The organism is Nonomuraea sp. NPDC003709, from assembly GCF_040610775.1.
GTDB classification, from domain to species: Bacteria; Actinomycetota; Actinomycetes; order Streptosporangiales; family Streptosporangiaceae; genus Nonomuraea; species Nonomuraea angiospora_A.
Genome location: NZ_JBEXMW010000033.1, coordinates 91,970 through 107,589, shown reverse-complemented (window position 1 = coordinate 107,589; position 15,620 = coordinate 91,970). Strand labels below are relative to the sequence as shown.

Annotated in this window: 15 protein-coding genes and 1 pseudogene; 9 read left to right on the top strand and 7 right to left on the bottom strand. The window is 71.1% G+C overall.

The window, feature by feature from the left end:
- Positions 1–75 precede the first annotated feature (75 nt).
- Positions 76–975 carry a hypothetical protein gene (locus ABZX61_RS57210; RefSeq protein ID WP_355209458.1) on the top strand — a complete coding sequence of 300 codons (900 nt, stop codon included), beginning with the start codon at positions 76–78 and terminating at the stop codon, positions 973–975.
- On the opposite strand, the gene ABZX61_RS57205 is transcribed toward ABZX61_RS57210, so the two are convergent.
- Positions 976–1,926 (bottom strand): sulfotransferase, encoded by a 951-nt coding sequence (locus ABZX61_RS57205; protein ID WP_355209456.1) that lies wholly within the window; start codon positions 1,924–1,926, stop codon positions 976–978.
- A 110-nt stretch (positions 1,927–2,036) separates the two neighbouring features.
- Here ABZX61_RS57205 and ABZX61_RS57200 point away from each other — a divergent pair, with 110 nt between their 5' ends.
- Entirely contained in the window at positions 2,037–2,945 is a 909-nt protein-coding gene (locus ABZX61_RS57200; protein WP_355209454.1) for a glutathione S-transferase C-terminal domain-containing protein, read from the top strand.
- A 180-nt stretch (positions 2,946–3,125) separates the two neighbouring features.
- Positions 3,126–3,659, top strand: coding sequence for an OsmC family protein (locus ABZX61_RS57195; protein ID WP_355209452.1), 534 nt, complete (start codon positions 3,126–3,128; stop codon positions 3,657–3,659).
- Here the strand turns inward: ABZX61_RS57195 and ABZX61_RS57190 are convergent.
- The gene (locus ABZX61_RS57190; protein WP_355209449.1) at positions 3,656–3,826 is read right to left on the bottom strand and encodes a hypothetical protein; all 171 of its coding nucleotides are present in this window, start codon (positions 3,824–3,826) and stop codon (positions 3,656–3,658) included. The two genes, ABZX61_RS57195 and ABZX61_RS57190, sit on opposite strands and share 4 nt — an antisense overlap.
- Positions 3,827–4,017: 191 nt before the next feature.
- Here ABZX61_RS57190 and ABZX61_RS57185 point away from each other — a divergent pair, with 191 nt between their 5' ends.
- From ABZX61_RS57185 to ABZX61_RS57160, 6 genes are all read left to right on the top strand, one after another.
- The gene (locus tag ABZX61_RS57185; protein ID WP_355209446.1) at positions 4,018–4,620 is read left to right on the top strand and encodes a hypothetical protein; all 603 of its coding nucleotides are present in this window, start codon (positions 4,018–4,020) and stop codon (positions 4,618–4,620) included.
- A gap of 244 nt (positions 4,621–4,864) precedes the next feature.
- On the top strand, positions 4,865–5,530 hold the full coding sequence (locus ABZX61_RS57180) for a DUF4240 domain-containing protein (protein WP_355209443.1): 666 nt from the start codon (positions 4,865–4,867) through the stop codon (positions 5,528–5,530).
- Positions 5,531–5,666: 136 nt separating this feature from the next.
- The gene (locus tag ABZX61_RS57175; protein ID WP_355209440.1) at positions 5,667–6,767 is read left to right on the top strand and encodes a histidine kinase; all 1,101 of its coding nucleotides are present in this window, start codon (positions 5,667–5,669) and stop codon (positions 6,765–6,767) included.
- Positions 6,764–7,441 carry a response regulator transcription factor gene (locus ABZX61_RS57170; RefSeq protein ID WP_350734042.1) on the top strand — a complete coding sequence of 226 codons (678 nt, stop codon included), beginning with the start codon at positions 6,764–6,766 and terminating at the stop codon, positions 7,439–7,441. The genes ABZX61_RS57175 and ABZX61_RS57170 overlap by 4 nt, the downstream gene beginning before the upstream one ends.
- Positions 7,442–7,499: 58 nt before the next feature.
- On the top strand, positions 7,500–8,978 hold the full coding sequence (locus ABZX61_RS57165; RefSeq protein ID WP_355209437.1) for a glycosyltransferase family 39 protein: 1,479 nt from the start codon (positions 7,500–7,502) through the stop codon (positions 8,976–8,978).
- 9 nt (positions 8,979–8,987) lie between these two features.
- Complete coding sequence (locus tag ABZX61_RS57160) at positions 8,988–9,815, top strand: polyprenol monophosphomannose synthase (RefSeq protein WP_355209434.1); 828 nt, start codon at positions 8,988–8,990, stop codon at positions 9,813–9,815.
- On the opposite strand, the pseudogene asnB reads toward ABZX61_RS57160, so the two are convergent.
- The 5 genes and pseudogenes from asnB to ABZX61_RS57135 all read right to left on the bottom strand — a co-directional run.
- Positions 9,763–11,505, bottom strand: a pseudogene (gene asnB, locus ABZX61_RS57155) (asparagine synthase (glutamine-hydrolyzing)); the annotation flags it as partial. The gene ABZX61_RS57160 and the pseudogene asnB overlap by 53 nt on opposite strands.
- Positions 11,502–12,701, bottom strand: coding sequence for an aminotransferase class I/II-fold pyridoxal phosphate-dependent enzyme (locus ABZX61_RS57150; RefSeq protein ID WP_355209431.1), 1,200 nt, complete (start codon positions 12,699–12,701; stop codon positions 11,502–11,504). The gene ABZX61_RS57150 and the pseudogene asnB, both read right to left, overlap by 4 nt.
- Positions 12,702–12,713: 12 nt before the next feature.
- Entirely contained in the window at positions 12,714–13,538 is an 825-nt protein-coding gene (locus tag ABZX61_RS57145; protein ID WP_355209428.1) for a 2,3,4,5-tetrahydropyridine-2,6-dicarboxylate N-succinyltransferase, read from the bottom strand.
- Positions 13,535–14,758: a diaminopimelate decarboxylase gene (locus tag ABZX61_RS57140; RefSeq protein ID WP_355209425.1), complete on the bottom strand. Its 1,224-nt coding sequence runs from the start codon at positions 14,756–14,758 to the stop codon at positions 13,535–13,537. The genes ABZX61_RS57145 and ABZX61_RS57140 overlap by 4 nt, the downstream gene beginning before the upstream one ends.
- 21 nt (positions 14,759–14,779) lie before the next feature.
- Entirely contained in the window at positions 14,780–15,475 is a 696-nt protein-coding gene (locus tag ABZX61_RS57135; protein ID WP_355209422.1) for a hypothetical protein, read from the bottom strand.
- Between the last annotated feature and the right edge of the window lie 145 nt (positions 15,476–15,620).

Below are 15,620 nucleotides of genomic sequence, written 5' to 3'. Positions count from 1 at the left end.
GCGGCCACCGAGGAAACGTTCAAAGGAAGGTCATCGTCCGTGCCCAGCCCCGAGCCGTCGCCTAGTGTCGCGGACATGTCGATCGACGAGAACGCCACCCTGCTCCCCGACCCCGATCGCGCCGTGGTCGCGGTCGGGCCGCCGGTCGCGGGGGAGGGGTACTGGGCGGGCGCGCCCAGCGCGGTGGCCGCGGACGGGCTGATCTACCTCGCCTACCGCCTGCGCCGCCCGGTCGGGCAGGGACGCGGGTACGCCGTCGTGGTCGCCCGCTCGGCGGACGGCGAGCGCTTCGAGACGCTGGCCACCGTCACCCGTGAGCAGATGGACGCCGAGTCCCTGGAGCGGCCCGCGCTGGTACGCCTGCCGGACGGGCGCTGGCGGCTGTACCTGAGCTGCGCCACCACCGGCACCAAGCACTGGCGGGTGGAGGTGCTCGAGGCGGCCGACCCGGCGGCGTTCGACGCGCGCTCGCGGGTCACCGTCCTGCCGGGCGACCCGAAGACCGGAGTGAAGGACACGGTGATCGTACGGCGCGACGGTGTCTGGCACCTGTGGGCCTCCTGCCACCCGCTCGCCGACCCCGACGAGGCCGACCAGATGGTCACGGACTACGCCACCAGCGCCGACGGCCTGGAGTGGACCTGGCACGGCACGGCGCTGAGCGGCCGGCCCGGGCTGTGGGACGCGCGCGGCGTCCGGATCAGCGCGGTGCGCTTCGACGGCGACCGCGTGGTGGCGTTCTACGACGGGCGGGCGAGTGCGGCGGAGAACTACGAGGAGCGGACCGGCATCGCCGCCGGCACGGACCCGGCCGTGCTGACCGCGCTGGGCGAGGCCCCTGCGGCCGAGTCGCCGTATCGCGGCCGGGGCCTGCGTTACCTGGAGCTCGTGGACCTGCCGGGTGGCGGGGTCCGGCTGTACTACGAGTTCACCCGCCCGGACGGCGCCCACGAGTTGCGTACCGAGCTGCGGTGATCAGGACCGGCGGCCGTTACGCGACTGCCGCTGGCCCGGTGGCCGGGCGCCGACCAGCCCGCCGGAGCGCTCGCGGGGGCGGAGCCAGTCGCTGAAGTCCTCGCCGGTGACACGCTGGAGCAGCCGGATGTCGTCGGCGAAGTAGGGGATGAGCCGCCGGCGCTGCTCCCAGGACAGGGGCCGCCGGGCCGGGCCGCGGCGCTGGAGCAGGGCCTCGACCGGCTCGGTCAGGGCGGTGGGCAGGCGCCGGCGCAGCGTGGACAGCATGAGGTGCCGGGCCCCCGCGGCCGGGTGCGCCGTCACGTTCTCCCGGGGAACCTCGGTGAGCACCCCTTCGCGTACGCCGAGGAAGGCGCAGATCCGATCCAGCGTGGCGGCGGGCCGGTCGACGAGGTCCCGGTAACGGAAGATCAGCACCTGGTCCTGGGGGAAGAGGCCGAACAGCTGCTCCAGCTGTTCGCCGTACCGGCCGAGCCCGACATAGTGCCAGAAGTGCCCCCACCCGTCGGCGATCCGCCGCTGCTCGGCCTCGCACGCGCGTACCAGGTCGCCGATCGGCTCCAGCCCGGCCGACCACAGATGCGTCCAGTTGGAGTGGGCCCGCTCGACCGGGTCGCGCAGCGTGACGATGAGCCTGACGCCGGGGACGGCGGCGTGGATGCGCCGCTGGGCGGCCAGGTCGTAGAGATAGAAAGGCGTGGACTCGCCGGTGAGGGTGCCCGGGGGCGCCTCGGCGAACAGCGCCTCGTAGTCCGCGCGCCGCCAGACGTGCTCCTGATAGGTGGCGGCGTCGCCGGGACCGCCTCTGGCGGGCGGCGGGCCGTCGGTCAGGAAGAACTTCGGCTCCTTGACGGTGGACAGATAGAGCTCCGGGTGCTGCTGCAGCGCGCTGTGCAAGGCCGTCGTCCCTGCTTTGGGCACACCGGCGATCAGGAAATCAGGCAGGGACACCGTGTTCCTCCTGGCGCTCGTCAAAGTAGCCCCATTTTCCTACCAGAAGTATAGGATATCAAGTACCCTATAAGTCGAGTAGGAAATAACTCTTGAAACCCGGAGAGCCCGTGTCCATCACCCAGACGCCGGTCTACGCAAGTCCCGTCGACCACGCCGCGTACGGTCATTACGGCCCCGGCCGCCTGCACCTCTCGCCGGACTGGAACCGCCCGATCTATCCCTTCCAGGGCCGCGTCAGCGCCGACGGCTCCAGCGGATTCCGCGCCGAGCCCGGCCGCTACCACCTCTACGTCGCCTGGGTCTGCCCGTACGCCCAGCGCGCCGCCATCGTCCGCAAGCTCAAGGGCCTGGAGGACGTGGTCTCGCTGTCGTACGTCGACGACGAGCGCGACGGCCGCGGCTGGGCGTTCAGGGAGCGCCGCGGCCCCGATCCGGTCAACGGCTTCACCCTGCTGGAGCAGGCCTACGAGGCCACCGAGCACGCGTACGGCGGCCACATCTCGGTCCCCGTGCTCTGGGACCGGCGGACGGGCCGGATCGTCAGCAACAACTTCCCCGACATCACCATCGACCTGGCCACCCAGTTCGAGCAGTGGGCCGACACCTCCATCGACCTCTACCCGGACTCGCTCCGCCCGGAGATCAACAAACTCAACGGCTGGATCTACTACGACATCAACGCCGGCGTCTCCCGGGTGGCCCGCGCCGCCACCGAGGAAGACCGCGAAAGCGAGCGCCACCGCGTCGTCGCGGCTCTGGAACGACTGGACGAGCGCCTGTCCGGGCAGCGGTTCCTGGCCGGCGACACGATCACCGAGGCGGACGTGCGGCTGTGGGTGACGCTGGCCAGGTTCGACTCCGAGTACAACCGCGGCGACCTCATCAGCGAGCGGACGCTGACCGACTTCGAGCACCTGTGGCCGTACGCGCGCGACCTGTACCAGCGGCCGGCGTTCAGGGAGACGATCGAGGGGCTGCCCGCCGCCTGGGACTCCCCGCACGGGCGGGGCCGATGACGCGCGAGCAGGTCCATCCGGCGGTATCCGGCTCGACATCCCACCAGGACCGAACCGGCGCCGCGCGCCGTCATCGACACCCCGCTCGACACCCCGCTCGACACCCCGCTCGACACCCCGCTCGACACCCGCTCGACCCCGCTCGGTCCCGTGACCAGCGCTGATCAGACGAGAAAGACCATGAGCACCCTACGCGAGTACCTGTCACACAAACGCACCGCCCTGCTGGCCCGCCGGCAGGCACCCGCCGCCGGGCCGGTTCCGCTGCATGCCCACGTCACCGCCGAAGGCCGCAGCGGGATCCGGCGCATCAGGATCAGGGACTTCCAGATCATCAGCGACAGCGGGTCCGACTTCGCCGGCTACGACCTCGGCCCTACCTCGCCCGAGCTGCAAGCCGGCGTTCTGGGCAGCTGCGTCACGCACATCTTCCTGATCAAGGCGGCCGAGCTGGCGGTGCCGATCGACGCGCTGGAAGTGGACGTACAGGCCGAATACGACCCCCGGGCCCAGCAGCCGGGCGACGGCGACATTCCCGTGTACCCACACAACTTCACCTATGAGGTGCTGATCGACTCGCCCGCCTCGGACGAGGAGCTGGCGAACCTGCACGCCGAGGTCGAGCGGGTGTGCCCCATCCTCAACCTGATCCGCAACCCACAGCCGGTCAGCGGAACGGTGGTCCGGACCCGGGCCGGCGTGCCGGCCCTCTAATGCCGGGACCGCCGGCCGAGCTCGGTGGCGATGCCGGTGAGGATCTGCACGCAGTCCTCATGATCGAAGGTGAACGGCGGCGCGAACGCGACCTCGTCGATCTCCCGGAAGGCGGCATGGCCGTAGAGCCGTTCGGCGCGCCCGGCGCAGTGCTCGAGGTGGCACATCGCCGGTCCCATGCACTTCTGCGGCGGGCAGGAGGCGGTCCCGGCGGGCACCCGAGCCGCGCTGCCTGACGGTGACCGGTCGTGGCGTGCGCGGTCGCGTGGGGTCAATCGCGGTTGGGCGGGGAGTCCGTACCTCACGGCCGTCGGCGCCGAGATTGATCACGGTCGTACGCGTGGTGTTGGATGAAGCGGTGAACCGTGGACCGCTGGAGCTGCTGCACGAGGCCGTCGACCGCACCAGGGCCCTGACCCGCAGCCGCCCCGCCACCGGTCGCACCCACGATGACGCCGATCCCGTCGCCGGCAGCCTCGCGACCGACAGCGCGCAGCGTTTCGACCCCTTCCCGCTGCTGCGGGCTCTGGACGCGGCCGGAGCACGGGCCGTGGTGATCGGCCAGGTCGCCGGGATCCTGCACGGCTCAACGGAGCTGACCGGGGACCTCGACCTGCTGTGGGGCGGAGCACCGGAGCAGGCCGGCGCCCTGGCACACGCCTTCGCCGCCGCCGGCTGCACGTTGCTGGACGACGAACATCGCCCCATCCTGCCCAGGCCGCAGGCGTTCCTGCGGCCCAAGGTGCAGTTCGACTCCCCGCAGGTGAGCGGCGACTGCTGCACGCCCGCCCTGCCGTGGGGAACACTGCCGGTACGCCCCTTGCTCGACCGGGCACTGACCGCCGTCGACACGGACGGTCTGCGGGTGCGTTACCTGCGCCGGGACGACCTCATCCTGATGCGCCGAGCCCTGGGACGCCCCAAGGACCTGCGCCGCGCCGAAGAACTCGAACGCCTTTGACAAGAACGCCGACGCTGACCGCAGGCGTGTGGGGCGCCAGTCGGCCAGGCGCGCACGCCCCGGCGGCCCGGACACCCGGCTCGCGACGGTGAGCTCCCCGCCACCACCGAGAGTCCTGGTCCGAACGAGGGCACCACCGGATCCAGCGCCGTGTCATGGCCCGCCGACTCCTCAAGCAGGTCGGCAGCAAGAGGCCGTGATGATCGCTAGGCAGGAGGGCCGGGGAATGTCATGATCACGGCTTGTGGACATCGGCGGATTCTGGGAACTGGTCGAGCGCTCGGCCCGCGAGACCGGCACGCGGCAAGCGCGCGTGGCCTGGCTCAAGGATCACCTCTCCGGGCTGTCCGTCGACGAGATCGTGGACTACGACGTCTGGTTCTCGACCTCGGCCAACCGCGCCTGCACGTGGGACATGTACGCGGTGTTCTGGACCGTCACCGGGTTCGGGTCGTCCGACGGCTTCGAGTACTTCGTGAACTGGCTCATCAGCCTCGGCCGCGATGCCTTCGAGAAAGTCGCCGACTGTCCTGACCGGATCCTCGAGCTGCCGGAGGTGCAGCGCCTGTTCGAGCTGATGCGGAACTTCTCTCATGAGCGGACGACCTGGTCCGGAGACGGCAGGTTCCGTCTGAAGCGGGTCACCCGTATCCGGCGAGAGGTATGGCCGCGCGAGGACGACCCCGAATTCGAGTCCTTCGCCTACGTCACCTTCGATCCCTACAGGCAGGCGACCGGTCTGGAAGTGGACAGCCTGGGCGATGCCGTTCGCGCGCGAGGCGTCCGCAGAAAGTTTCCCTTCCTGACCTACCACGCGGAGCCCGACGACGAGGAATGGGACTTCGGCGACGAGGCAGAGTTCGTCCGTCGCCTTCCACGGCTCGCACGGCATTACGGCCTTACTCGATGACTGCGAGTTCCTGAGTCTCGGCTGCCGATCGCCCGCGGGCGTGCTCGCCAGGGGCCTCTGTCCTCTGACCGTGGGCAGATGGCGGGTAGCACTCCGGGTGGATGTGTGCCGAACCGGTGGTTCCTACGATGGGCGGGTGGTGGTGACTTCCCGCTGGCTGTTACCGGCCGGCCTCGGGCTGCTGATGCTGCTGGTCGGGCTGTCGTGGGCGCAGACGATCACGCGTGGCTGCGGCTGCGGGTGGCCGTTCGCCGGAGGGGGCGCCTTCATCGTTCTCTGTCTCGTCATGGTGCGTACGGCGTCGGGCCGGCTCGCCGAGGTGGCCGGTCTCCTGGCCCCCGTGGCCATAGCGGCGCTCACGGGGCTCGCGGTCAACAGCATCGGCTGGTTCGTCCTGGTGATCTACATCGCGTTCGTCGCGCTGAACCTGCGGCTCTGGCCGGGCATCGCCATGTGGCTCGCCTCGCTTGCCGTGGTGGTCGCGGCTGCGTTCACCACGCCGGACCCCGGGTGGCCCAACTGGCTGGCCGCCGTGACGCTCGTCTTCTGGAGCGGCTGGGCCGCGCGCTACCGTATCGAGGTCGGCGAGCGGCTGCACCGCGCGGAGAGCAGCGCCGCCGCTGCCGCCGCCCTGGCCGAACGGCAGCGGCTCGCCGCCGATCTGCACGACATCGTCGCGCACACGCTCGCCGTGACGGTGCTGCATCTGGGGGGTGCGCGGCTGGCGCTCGAGCACGATCCCGGGGAAGCGGCGGCGGGGATCGCCGAGGCCGAGCGCCTGGCCCGGCAGAGCATGGCGGAGCTGCGAAAGGTGGTCCGCGTTCTCGCCGAAGAAGGCTCCGACCCGGCCGTGGTCGCCCCCCAGCCCACCGCGCCCCGGCTACCCGAGCTCTTCGAGGAATACCGGACGGCAGGCCTGGAACTCGCGTCGAGCGTCGACGGTGAGCTGACGGTGGTGAGCCCGACGACCGGGATGGTGCTCTACCGGCTGATGCAGGAGGCACTGGCCAACGCGAGCCGCCACGCGCCGCGGAGTTCCGTCGAGGTACGGCTGCGCATATCGGAGGAAGGCGCCGTACGGGCCACGGTCACCAATTCCCTGCCCGGCAGCCCACCTCGGCACAATGGCGGCATGGGACTTCGCGCGATGGCCGACAGGGTGCGCATGGTCGGCGGCCACGTCACCGCCGGCGTCGAGAACGACCGGTGGGTCGTACGGACGGAGCTGCCCGCATGATCTCGGTGGTGCTCGTCGACGACCAGGAGCTCGCCAGGGCAGGGCTGCGGACGATCCTGCGCCAGCCGTACGGGTTCGACGTGGTCGGCGAGGCGGCCGACGGCCAGGCCGCGCTGGCGGAGGTCGCGCGCGTCCGGCCCGACGCCGTGGTCATGGACATTCGCATGCCGCGCATGGACGGGGTCGAGGCCACCCGCGCGCTGCTGGCCGCGGATCCGGCGTCCCGCATCCTGGTGCTGACCACGTTCGGCGAGGACAACATTCTGGCGGCGGCTCTGCGGGCCGGCGCGTCAGGGTTCTGCCTCAAGGACGCTCCGGCCGAGGACATTCAGCGGGCCGTACGCGCGGTGGCGGCGGGCGACGGCTGGTTGGACCCCGCCGTCTGCGGGCGGGTCCTGCGGCGTTACCGCGCGGATCCGGTGACCGACCCCGACGCGGTCCGGCGGCTCGGCGACCTCACCGCCCGCGAACTCGACGTGCTCAAGCTCATCGGCCGGGGGCTCACGAACGCCGAGATCGCCCACCGCCTCGTGATCGGCGAGGGCACGATCAAGACCCACATCGGCCGGATCTTCACGAAGCTGGCGGTGCGCGACCGGGCCGCGGCGGTCGTCTTCGCGTTCGACCACGGTGTCGTCCGCCCCGGGGAGTCGCCGCCTATGCCTGAGGTCTGACCCCAGGTTCTGTTCCCGGCCAGACGACAGACAGCGGGCCATCGGAAACCGTGGAGGCATGCTTCTTCAAGCCCCCCGACTCCGGAACACCGCTCCCTCGCTCCCGGCGATCGCCTGGCGGACCATCGGTCCCATCGCGGGCGTCGTCGTGGTCACCTTGCTGACGCTGAGCCCGTGGTACGGTTACCACCGCGACGAGCTCTACTTCCGCATGCTCGGCCAGACTCCCGCCTGGGGGTACTTCGACCAGCCCCCGCTGACCCCGCTCCTCGCGCGGCTGTCCACGGGGCTGTTCGGGGACACCATCGTCGGACTGCGGGTCGTCCCCGCGCTGTGCGCGGGCCTGCTGATCCTCCTCGGTGCCGCGATCACGCGGGAGCTCGGCGGCCGCGCGAACGCGCAGACGCTCGCCGCCGCCGGCCTCGGCACCGGCATGTTCCCCCTGCTCGCCGGGCACACCCTGCTGACCCAGTCGGCCGACTTCGTGTTCTGGACGGCCTGCATCCTGTGCGTGCTGCGTGCCCTGCTGCGCGGCGACGGGCGATGGTGGCTGGCGGCCGGCGCCGTCGCGGGAGCCGCCACGTTCAACAAGCACCTCATCGTCCTGCTGATCACGGGGCTGGCCACCGGGCTGCTCATCACGGTCGGCATGGCGGTGAAGGGGCCGCGTGCCGTCTTCAGCGACAGGTGGTTCTGGTCCGGGGCGCTCCTGGCCGCGCTCATCGCCTCGCCGAACCTGCTCTACCAGGCCACCAACGGCTGGCCCCAGCTCACCATGGCCGCCACGCTCAGCGAATCCGTGAACCGGATCATGTTCGTGCCCATGCTGGTGGTGCTGCTCAGCATAGGAGCCTTCGCGATCGCCGTCGCCGGGTGGCTCTGGCTGCGCGGGCGGCCGGAGACCCGGCCGCTGGCCATCGCGTCCCTGGTGACGATCCTGCTCGGCTGGGCGTCGGGAGGACGGGCGGACTATGTCGCCGGGAGCCTGATCTTCGCCTTCGTGGCCGGCTGCGTGCCCGCCGCCGCGTGGACGGAGAGCCGGGTCGCCCGGCGTCGGCTGGTGTGGTGGGGACTGCTCGGCACCTCGGTCCTCGGGATCGCCGTGGCGCTGCCGCTGCTCCCGCTGTCGGCGCTCGGCTCCTCGCCCAACGAGGTGTCCAGGGAGTCCGTGGGCTGGCCGCGCTTCGCCGCCCAGGTGGCCGGGGTGTACCGAACGCTGCCGTCCGGAACGGTCGTGCTCACCGCGAACTACGGCGAAGCCGGCGCGCTGGACCGGTTCGCGCCGGACATTCCCGTCTACAGCGGCCACAACGAGCTGTGGTTCCAGGGCCCACCGCCGGAAACGGCGCAGACGGTGGTCGCCGTGGGGTTGCCGCCGGAGCGGTTGCGGCTGCGCTTCACGCGCTGCGAATCCGCCGGGGCCATCGACCACGGGACCGGCGTCGCGAACGAGGAGCAGGGCCTGCCCGTCACGGTCTGCTCAGGACCGCGGACTTCGTGGAAGACCGCCTGGCCCGACTTCCGGCACGCGAGTTGAGGAGCGATCATGAAGACCGTCCTGGTCATCACGCCGACCTACGACGAACGAGACACCCTGCCCGGCATCGTCGGCAGGATCCGCGCCGCCGTACCCGCGGCCCACATTCTCGTCGTCGACGACAACAGCCCCGACGGGACGGGCCTGATCGCGGACAGGCTCGCGGCCGAACTCGACGGCGTGCACGTCCTGCACCGGCAACGCAAGGAAGGGCTGGGCGCCGCGTACCTGGCGGGCTTCCGCTGGGGACTCGACCGGGGCTTCGACGCGCTGGTGGAGATCGACGCCGACGGCTCGCACCCTCCCGAGCGGCTGCCCGCCCTGCTGGACGCGGCCGAGCGGGCCGACCTCGTCATCGGCTCCCGCTGGGTGGCCGGCGGCCGCGTGGCGAACTGGCCGCGCAGACGGGAGCTCCTCTCACGACTCGCGAACCGTTACGTACGGCTGGCGCTCCGGCTTCCGGTCGCCGACGCCACCGGCGGGTTCCGCGTCTACCGGGCCGCCGCACTGGAGCAGATCCTCCTCGGAAGCGTGGAGTCGCGGGGGTACTGCTTCCAGGTGGATCTCACGCTGCGAGCCGTCCGTCACGGGTGCACGGTGGCGGAGGTGCCGATCACCTTCGTCGACCGTACGAGCGGGGCGAGCAAGATGAGCGCCGGTGTCCTCTTCGAGGCGCTCTGGCGGGTGACCATGTGGGCCCTCAGGACAGGGACACCCGATACTCACGCACCCACGCGTTCAGCTCGACGAGCTGCACCAGCAGCTGCGCGGCGCTGGCCCCGCCCGGCAGTTGCGCGCGCAGCTCGTCGGCGCCGATCCGTTTCAGCAGGTCGTTGAGCCGTGGCGCGTCGAACATGGCGCGCAGCGGCGACTCGCTCGCGTTCACGATCCACGTCGCCTCGCGTACCAGCGCCTGATCGTGGGCCGGGTTCTGGACGTGCGGGTACGCGCTCTTCTCCCGGCTCAGTGTCGTCGGCGGGAGGATGTCGGCCATCGCGTCCTTGAGCAGGCTCTTCAACCCGCCCGAGCACTTCATCGACCAGGGGACGTTCCAGACGTACTGGACGAGCCGGTGGTCGCAGAACGGCAGCCGCACGTGAAGCCCCTGCGCCGCGCTCATCCGCTCCTTGCGGTCGAGCACGACGGCGAGCGGCCCCGCCATCCCGAGATAGAGCACCTCCCGCATCCGCGCGTCCAGCCCTGCCTCACCCGGCAGGCGCGGCACCTCGCCGAGGAGTTGCGCGTAGCGCGCCTTCTCGTCACCGTCCCGCGCGAGCTCCGGCACGAGGAAGTCGGCGAGTTTCGGCCCGTCCCCGAGCCACGGGAAGGTGTCGCGCCGGATCAGTTCGGTCTTGAAGAGGTACGGATACCCGCCGAAGAACTCGTCCGCCGCCTCGCCGGACAGCGCCACCGTCGTGTCCTGCCGCATCCGCCGGAACAGCAGATACATCGACGCGTCGAACTGCCCCCACCCGGGGAGGTCGCGCGCGCGGCGCGTCGCCGGGATCGCGGCGAGCAGGTCCGGCATCGTCGCCGTGAGCGTGGTGTGCCTGCTCCCCATGTACTCGGCCGCCGCCGCGGCGTACGGCGCGTCCACGTCCGGGCGCAGCTCGGTCGGCGCGAAGTGCGCCTTGTCGCTGTCGAACTCGACGCAGTACGTGTCGAGCGAGTGCGGCAGCAGCCGAGCCGCCAGCGCCGCCACCGACGTCGAGTCCACGCCGCCGGACAGCATCGCGCCGCACGGCCCCGACGCGGGCAACTGGCCCGCCACGGCGTCATGGAGCAGCTCCCGCACGCGTTCGGCGGTCTTGGCGGGCGTGTGGTCGTGCGGCTCGCTCGTCAGCCGCCAGTACGCGCGCGAAACCGGCCCGTGGTCGGGTGTGTACGTGATGACGTGCGCGGGTTTGACCTCATGCACCCCGACGAGCGGCGTCTCACCGGCGAGCGTGAGGCGCGGCTGCAGCGCGATCGTCATCAGCGACCGGTCGAGAACCGGGGTGAACAGCGGATTCGCCATGATCCCCCTCGGGAGGGAGGCGAACAGGATCCCGCCCGCATAAGGGTGGTAGTAGAGCGGCTTCAGCCCCATGTGGTCCCGCGCCAGCAGCAACCGCCGGTCCCGCCCGTCCCAGATCGCGATCGCGAACGCGCCGACGAGGTGGCCGACGAAGTCCGCGCCGTGCGTCAGGTAGGCGTGGAGCAGCACATCGGTGTCGGTGGCCACGGGGGACAGGCCGAGGGACCGGCGGAGAGCGGCCAGGTTGTAGATCGCGCCGTCGTACACGAGCACGACGGCCCCGTCGTCCGGCGAGGGGCCGCCGCGCGTCGCGAACAGCGCCGGTTGACGCCCTTCGCCGGCGCCCGGGGTCGTGCGGCGGCGATGGCCCAGCGCCGCGTGCCTGATGATGTGGACCGCGCCTCCGTCAGGCCCGCGATCGCCCATCGTGTCCGTCATGGCGCTCACGACGTCCGCCCGTTCCATGAGGTCGCGTTCGAGGTCGATCCATCCGATGAGGCCGCCGCTCATCTGGTCAGCTCCCCTGCAGTAGTAGTAGGTCTCAGCTCCGCGAGCACCCGCCGTATGCGGGTCAGCGCCTCGCGGGTGCGGTCCGGCGCGTGGACGAGCGCGATGCGCAGGTGACCCGCGCCGGGGTTGGCCCCGCGGTCGGTGGCCGCGCCGAGGTAGCGCCCCGGCATCGCCGTCACCGCTTCCTCCCGCCACAGCAGGCGCGCGGCCTCCTCGTCGTCCGGCACGGGGAACCAGAGGAAGAATCCCGCCTCGGCCCGCCGATAACCGGCGAGATCGCCGAACAGTTCGTCAGCGATGTCCCAGTTCGCGCGCACGGCCGACCGCAGGCGCGCGACGTGCGCGTCATCCGCCCACAGCCCCGCCGCCACCGCGCACACCGGCGCCGCGAGCGAGACCCCGCAGGTGCGGTTGTGGTTCGCGTACGCCGCCACGCTCTCCGGATCCCCGATCACGAACCCGGACCGCAGGCCCGGCATCCCGGACCGCTTGGACAGGCTGTGGAGCACCAGGAAGCGCCCCGCTTCGCTCGCCGTGCCGGACGTCAGGAATCCGCCGCCCGCGGACGCGCCGTGGACGAGGTCGATGTAGCACTCGTCGACGACGAGCAGCGCACCGGCCACTCGCGTCGCCGCGCTGATCGCGCGTACCGTGCCGGGGGTGTGCGTCTCGCCGCGCGGGTTGCCCGGTGAACAGACGACGACCGCGGCGACGTCCCGCCGAGCGGCCACGGCGGCGGCGACCTCCGACGCGCGACCGTAGAAGATCGCCCGGCCGCCCGCCGCCGACACCGCCGCGTGGTACGTGGGATAGAACGGATTGGGCAGGACGACCGCCGGAGCGGGCGAGCGGGCGCTGCCGGAGACGGCGAGGGCGATGGCGGCCGCGACGGCCTGCTTCGTGCCGGGGGACGGCTCGATCGCGAGCGACCCTTCACGTACGGCGGCGCCGACGCGGGCGCCGAAGCGGCGTTCGAGCCAGCCCGTGTAGGCGGCACGGAGCTCGGGGGTGCCGCCGAGCGGGGGATACCGCGTCCAGCCGGCCACGTCAGCCAGGAGCCGGCCGTCCACCGGCGGCGTGACGAGGCGAGCCTCCCCGAGGTGGAGGGGGATCGGGGTGACGCCGGCGGGTGCGGGGATTCCCGCCAGGAGCGCGCGCAGCCGGTCGAAGGCGCTCGGCGATGAGGTTGACGGCATCGATGAAGGGGCTCAGTCGCGGACGAGGTCGTTCAGGGCCGTCTTGCCGCGGGTGCGGTCGTCGGCGTGCTTGACGATGATCGCCGCATACACCGATATATCGGGATTGTTGGCGTCGATGCGGGAGCCCGGGACGACGACCGCGTTCTCGGGGACCTCGCCGTACGTGACCTTTCCCGTGGCGCGGTCGACGATGGGGGTGGATCTCCCGAGGAAGACCCCCATGCCGATCACGGCGCCCCGCCGTACGACCACGCCCTCGGCGATCTCCGAGCGCGCGCCGACGAAGACGTCGTCCTCGACGATGACGGGCTGCTCACCGATGGGTTCGAGCACGCCGCCGATGCCGGCTCCGCCGGAGATGTGGCAGCGTGCGCCGATCTGCGCGCAGGAGCCGACGGTGGCCCAGGTGTCGATCATCGTGCCCGGGCCGATGTAGGCGCCCACGTTGACGAAACACGGCATCAGCACGACCCCAGGCGCCACGTACGCGCCGTGGCGGACGACCCCGCCGGGGACCACGCGCAGGCGCGCGTCGCGGAAGACGGCATCGTCCCAGGTCTCGAACTTGAGCGGGATCTTGTCGAAGCTCTTCGGCTGTCGCGGGCCGCCGGACCCGACCTCGTTCCGGCCGATCAGGAACGACAGCAGAATGAGCTTCTTCACGAACGTGTCGACCACCCACTCCGGCCCCTCCGGCCGCGCCGCGCGCAGCTCTCCACGGTCGAGGGCCGCGAGCCCGGCGGTGACGTGCGGCGCGAGGGCCGCCAGCTCGTCCGCGGACAACGACTCCCGCCGCTCGAAGGCGGTCTCGACCAAGCTCCTGTTCAAGGTCACGCTCCCCAGCGGACGGTCGCGACGTAGTCGTCATAGGTCTCGGCCCGCCGGATCTCCACCACGTCGCCGCCGTCGGTGAGCATCAGCTCGGCGGGACGCAGGCGGCCGTTGTAGGTGAAGCCCATGGAGTGGCCGTGGGCTCCGGTGTCGTGGATGAGTGCGATGTCGCCGTCGCGTGGCTCGGGCAGCTCGCGGTCGACGGCGAACTTGTCCAGGTTCTCGCAGAGCGCGCCGACGACGTCGAATCTGCCGATCTCCCTGCCCTCGGCGTTGGGGAGGGAGATGTGGTGGTACGCGCCGTACATGGCGGGCCGCATCAGTGACGACATCGAGGCGTCCAGGCCGACGAGCTCGTGGCCCTTGCGGCAGCGGTTGATGACGCGGGTGACGAGGACGCCGTGCGGTCCGGTCACGTACCGGCCGATCTCGGTGAGGATGCGCGGCCCGCCGGGGCCGAAGAACTCCTCCCGGGCGGCGAGGATCTCGTCCGCGTATGCCCCGAAGTCGATGGGTTTGTCGTCCTCGTGGTACGGGATGCCGAGCCCGCCGCCGACGTTCACGTACTCGAGCTCGATCCCGACGGCCTCGGCGACCCGCGCGCCGTGCCGGATGACGTCGGCGGCCGCCCGCGCGGCGCGGCTGGTGTCGAGCTCGTTGGCGCAGGTCATGCCGTGGATGCCGAACCGTCGCGCGCCACGGGCGACGGCGTCCGTGTACGCGTCCGCGAGCTCGTGCACGGGCACGCCGAACTTGCTGTGCGCCGCGTTGCCCATGAGCGCGCAACCGGCGGCCAGACCGGTGGGGGAGATGCGAAAGGCGACGGTCTCGGGAAGTTCATCGACCTTTTCCGCGAACGACCTGTCGTCGAACGTTATCAGCGCTCCCGCGGCGCGGGCCGTGCGATATTCGGGCAGCGCGGTGTTGTTGGAGGTGAACACGATGTCACCGGCCTGCGCGCCGGCCGCCCCGGCAAGGTGCACTTCCACCGCCGAGGAGCAGTCGAAACCACTTCCGGCGGCGCGCAGCAACGCCAGGATATTCGGGTTCGGCAACGCCTTCACCGCGAAATATTGCCGGTACGAGGTGTCGCCGAATGCGCGCGTCATCGCCTCGTGGGTGGCCACGATGCCGCGCGCGTCGTAGAGGTGGAATGGCGTGCCGTAATCCGCGACGAGATCGGGGAGCAGCGGCAGCAGCCGCTCGGCGAATTCAGCCGACATTGGCAAGGCGGGATCCGATCGTCAGGGTACGAGCGCGACGCAGATCGTTCGGTTGCGTATTCCGCTCACGGGCCGCAGATACGGGAAATAATAGCTTTCCACCGGCTCGAACCCGAAAGAAATCAGGCTCTTGTGCAGATAGTCCTTCGCGATGAACCAGAACCCGTCCACGTGCTGGTGCGGCGCGAAGTCGGCCTTGGCGTCGCGGGGCGCGTCGTTGGACAGGACCAGGTACGTTCCCGGCCGCAGGTCCAGGTCGCGCAGTTTGCCGAGGGCGGGGGCGAGTTCGCCGGCCGGGTCGAAGAGGTGGCCGAGCAGGCCGTCGGCGTAGATGGCCGAGACGTCGGCGGCGTCGGCGGGACGCAGGTCGAAGTAGTCGACGGTGCGAGCGTCGACCCCCTTCTTCCTGGTCAGCTCGACGGCTTCGGCGTTGCAGTCGATGGCGCGCACGTCGCGGTCGTGCGCCACGAGGTCGCCTTCGACGAAGCCGTTGCCGCAGCCGAGCGACAGCACCGCCGCCCCGGGCGCGGTCAGCATCAGGATCTTGAGGACGATGTGCGCACGGTATTCGGGGACGTAGGTCGACGGGGTGATGGAGTCGTTGAAAGCGCCACCGCTCTCCCAAATGTCATAGATGCTCTGCGCGGCGGAGCCGACGGAGCGAGGCAGGCAGTAATAGTCGTGAATGCGCGCCAGCTCCGGTCTGGATTGCGGCACCCTTTCCCTCCCTGGGTTGACGGTGTCGAAGCCGTGCCGGCGGGGCGGATTTCTCGCCGTTGAGTTTCCGGTCGTCGGACGAGCGGCAGGAGCGTAACACGCGGCCGACGGCGGGCAAAGGCCCCTGTCCAATTCCGGCCGGAGC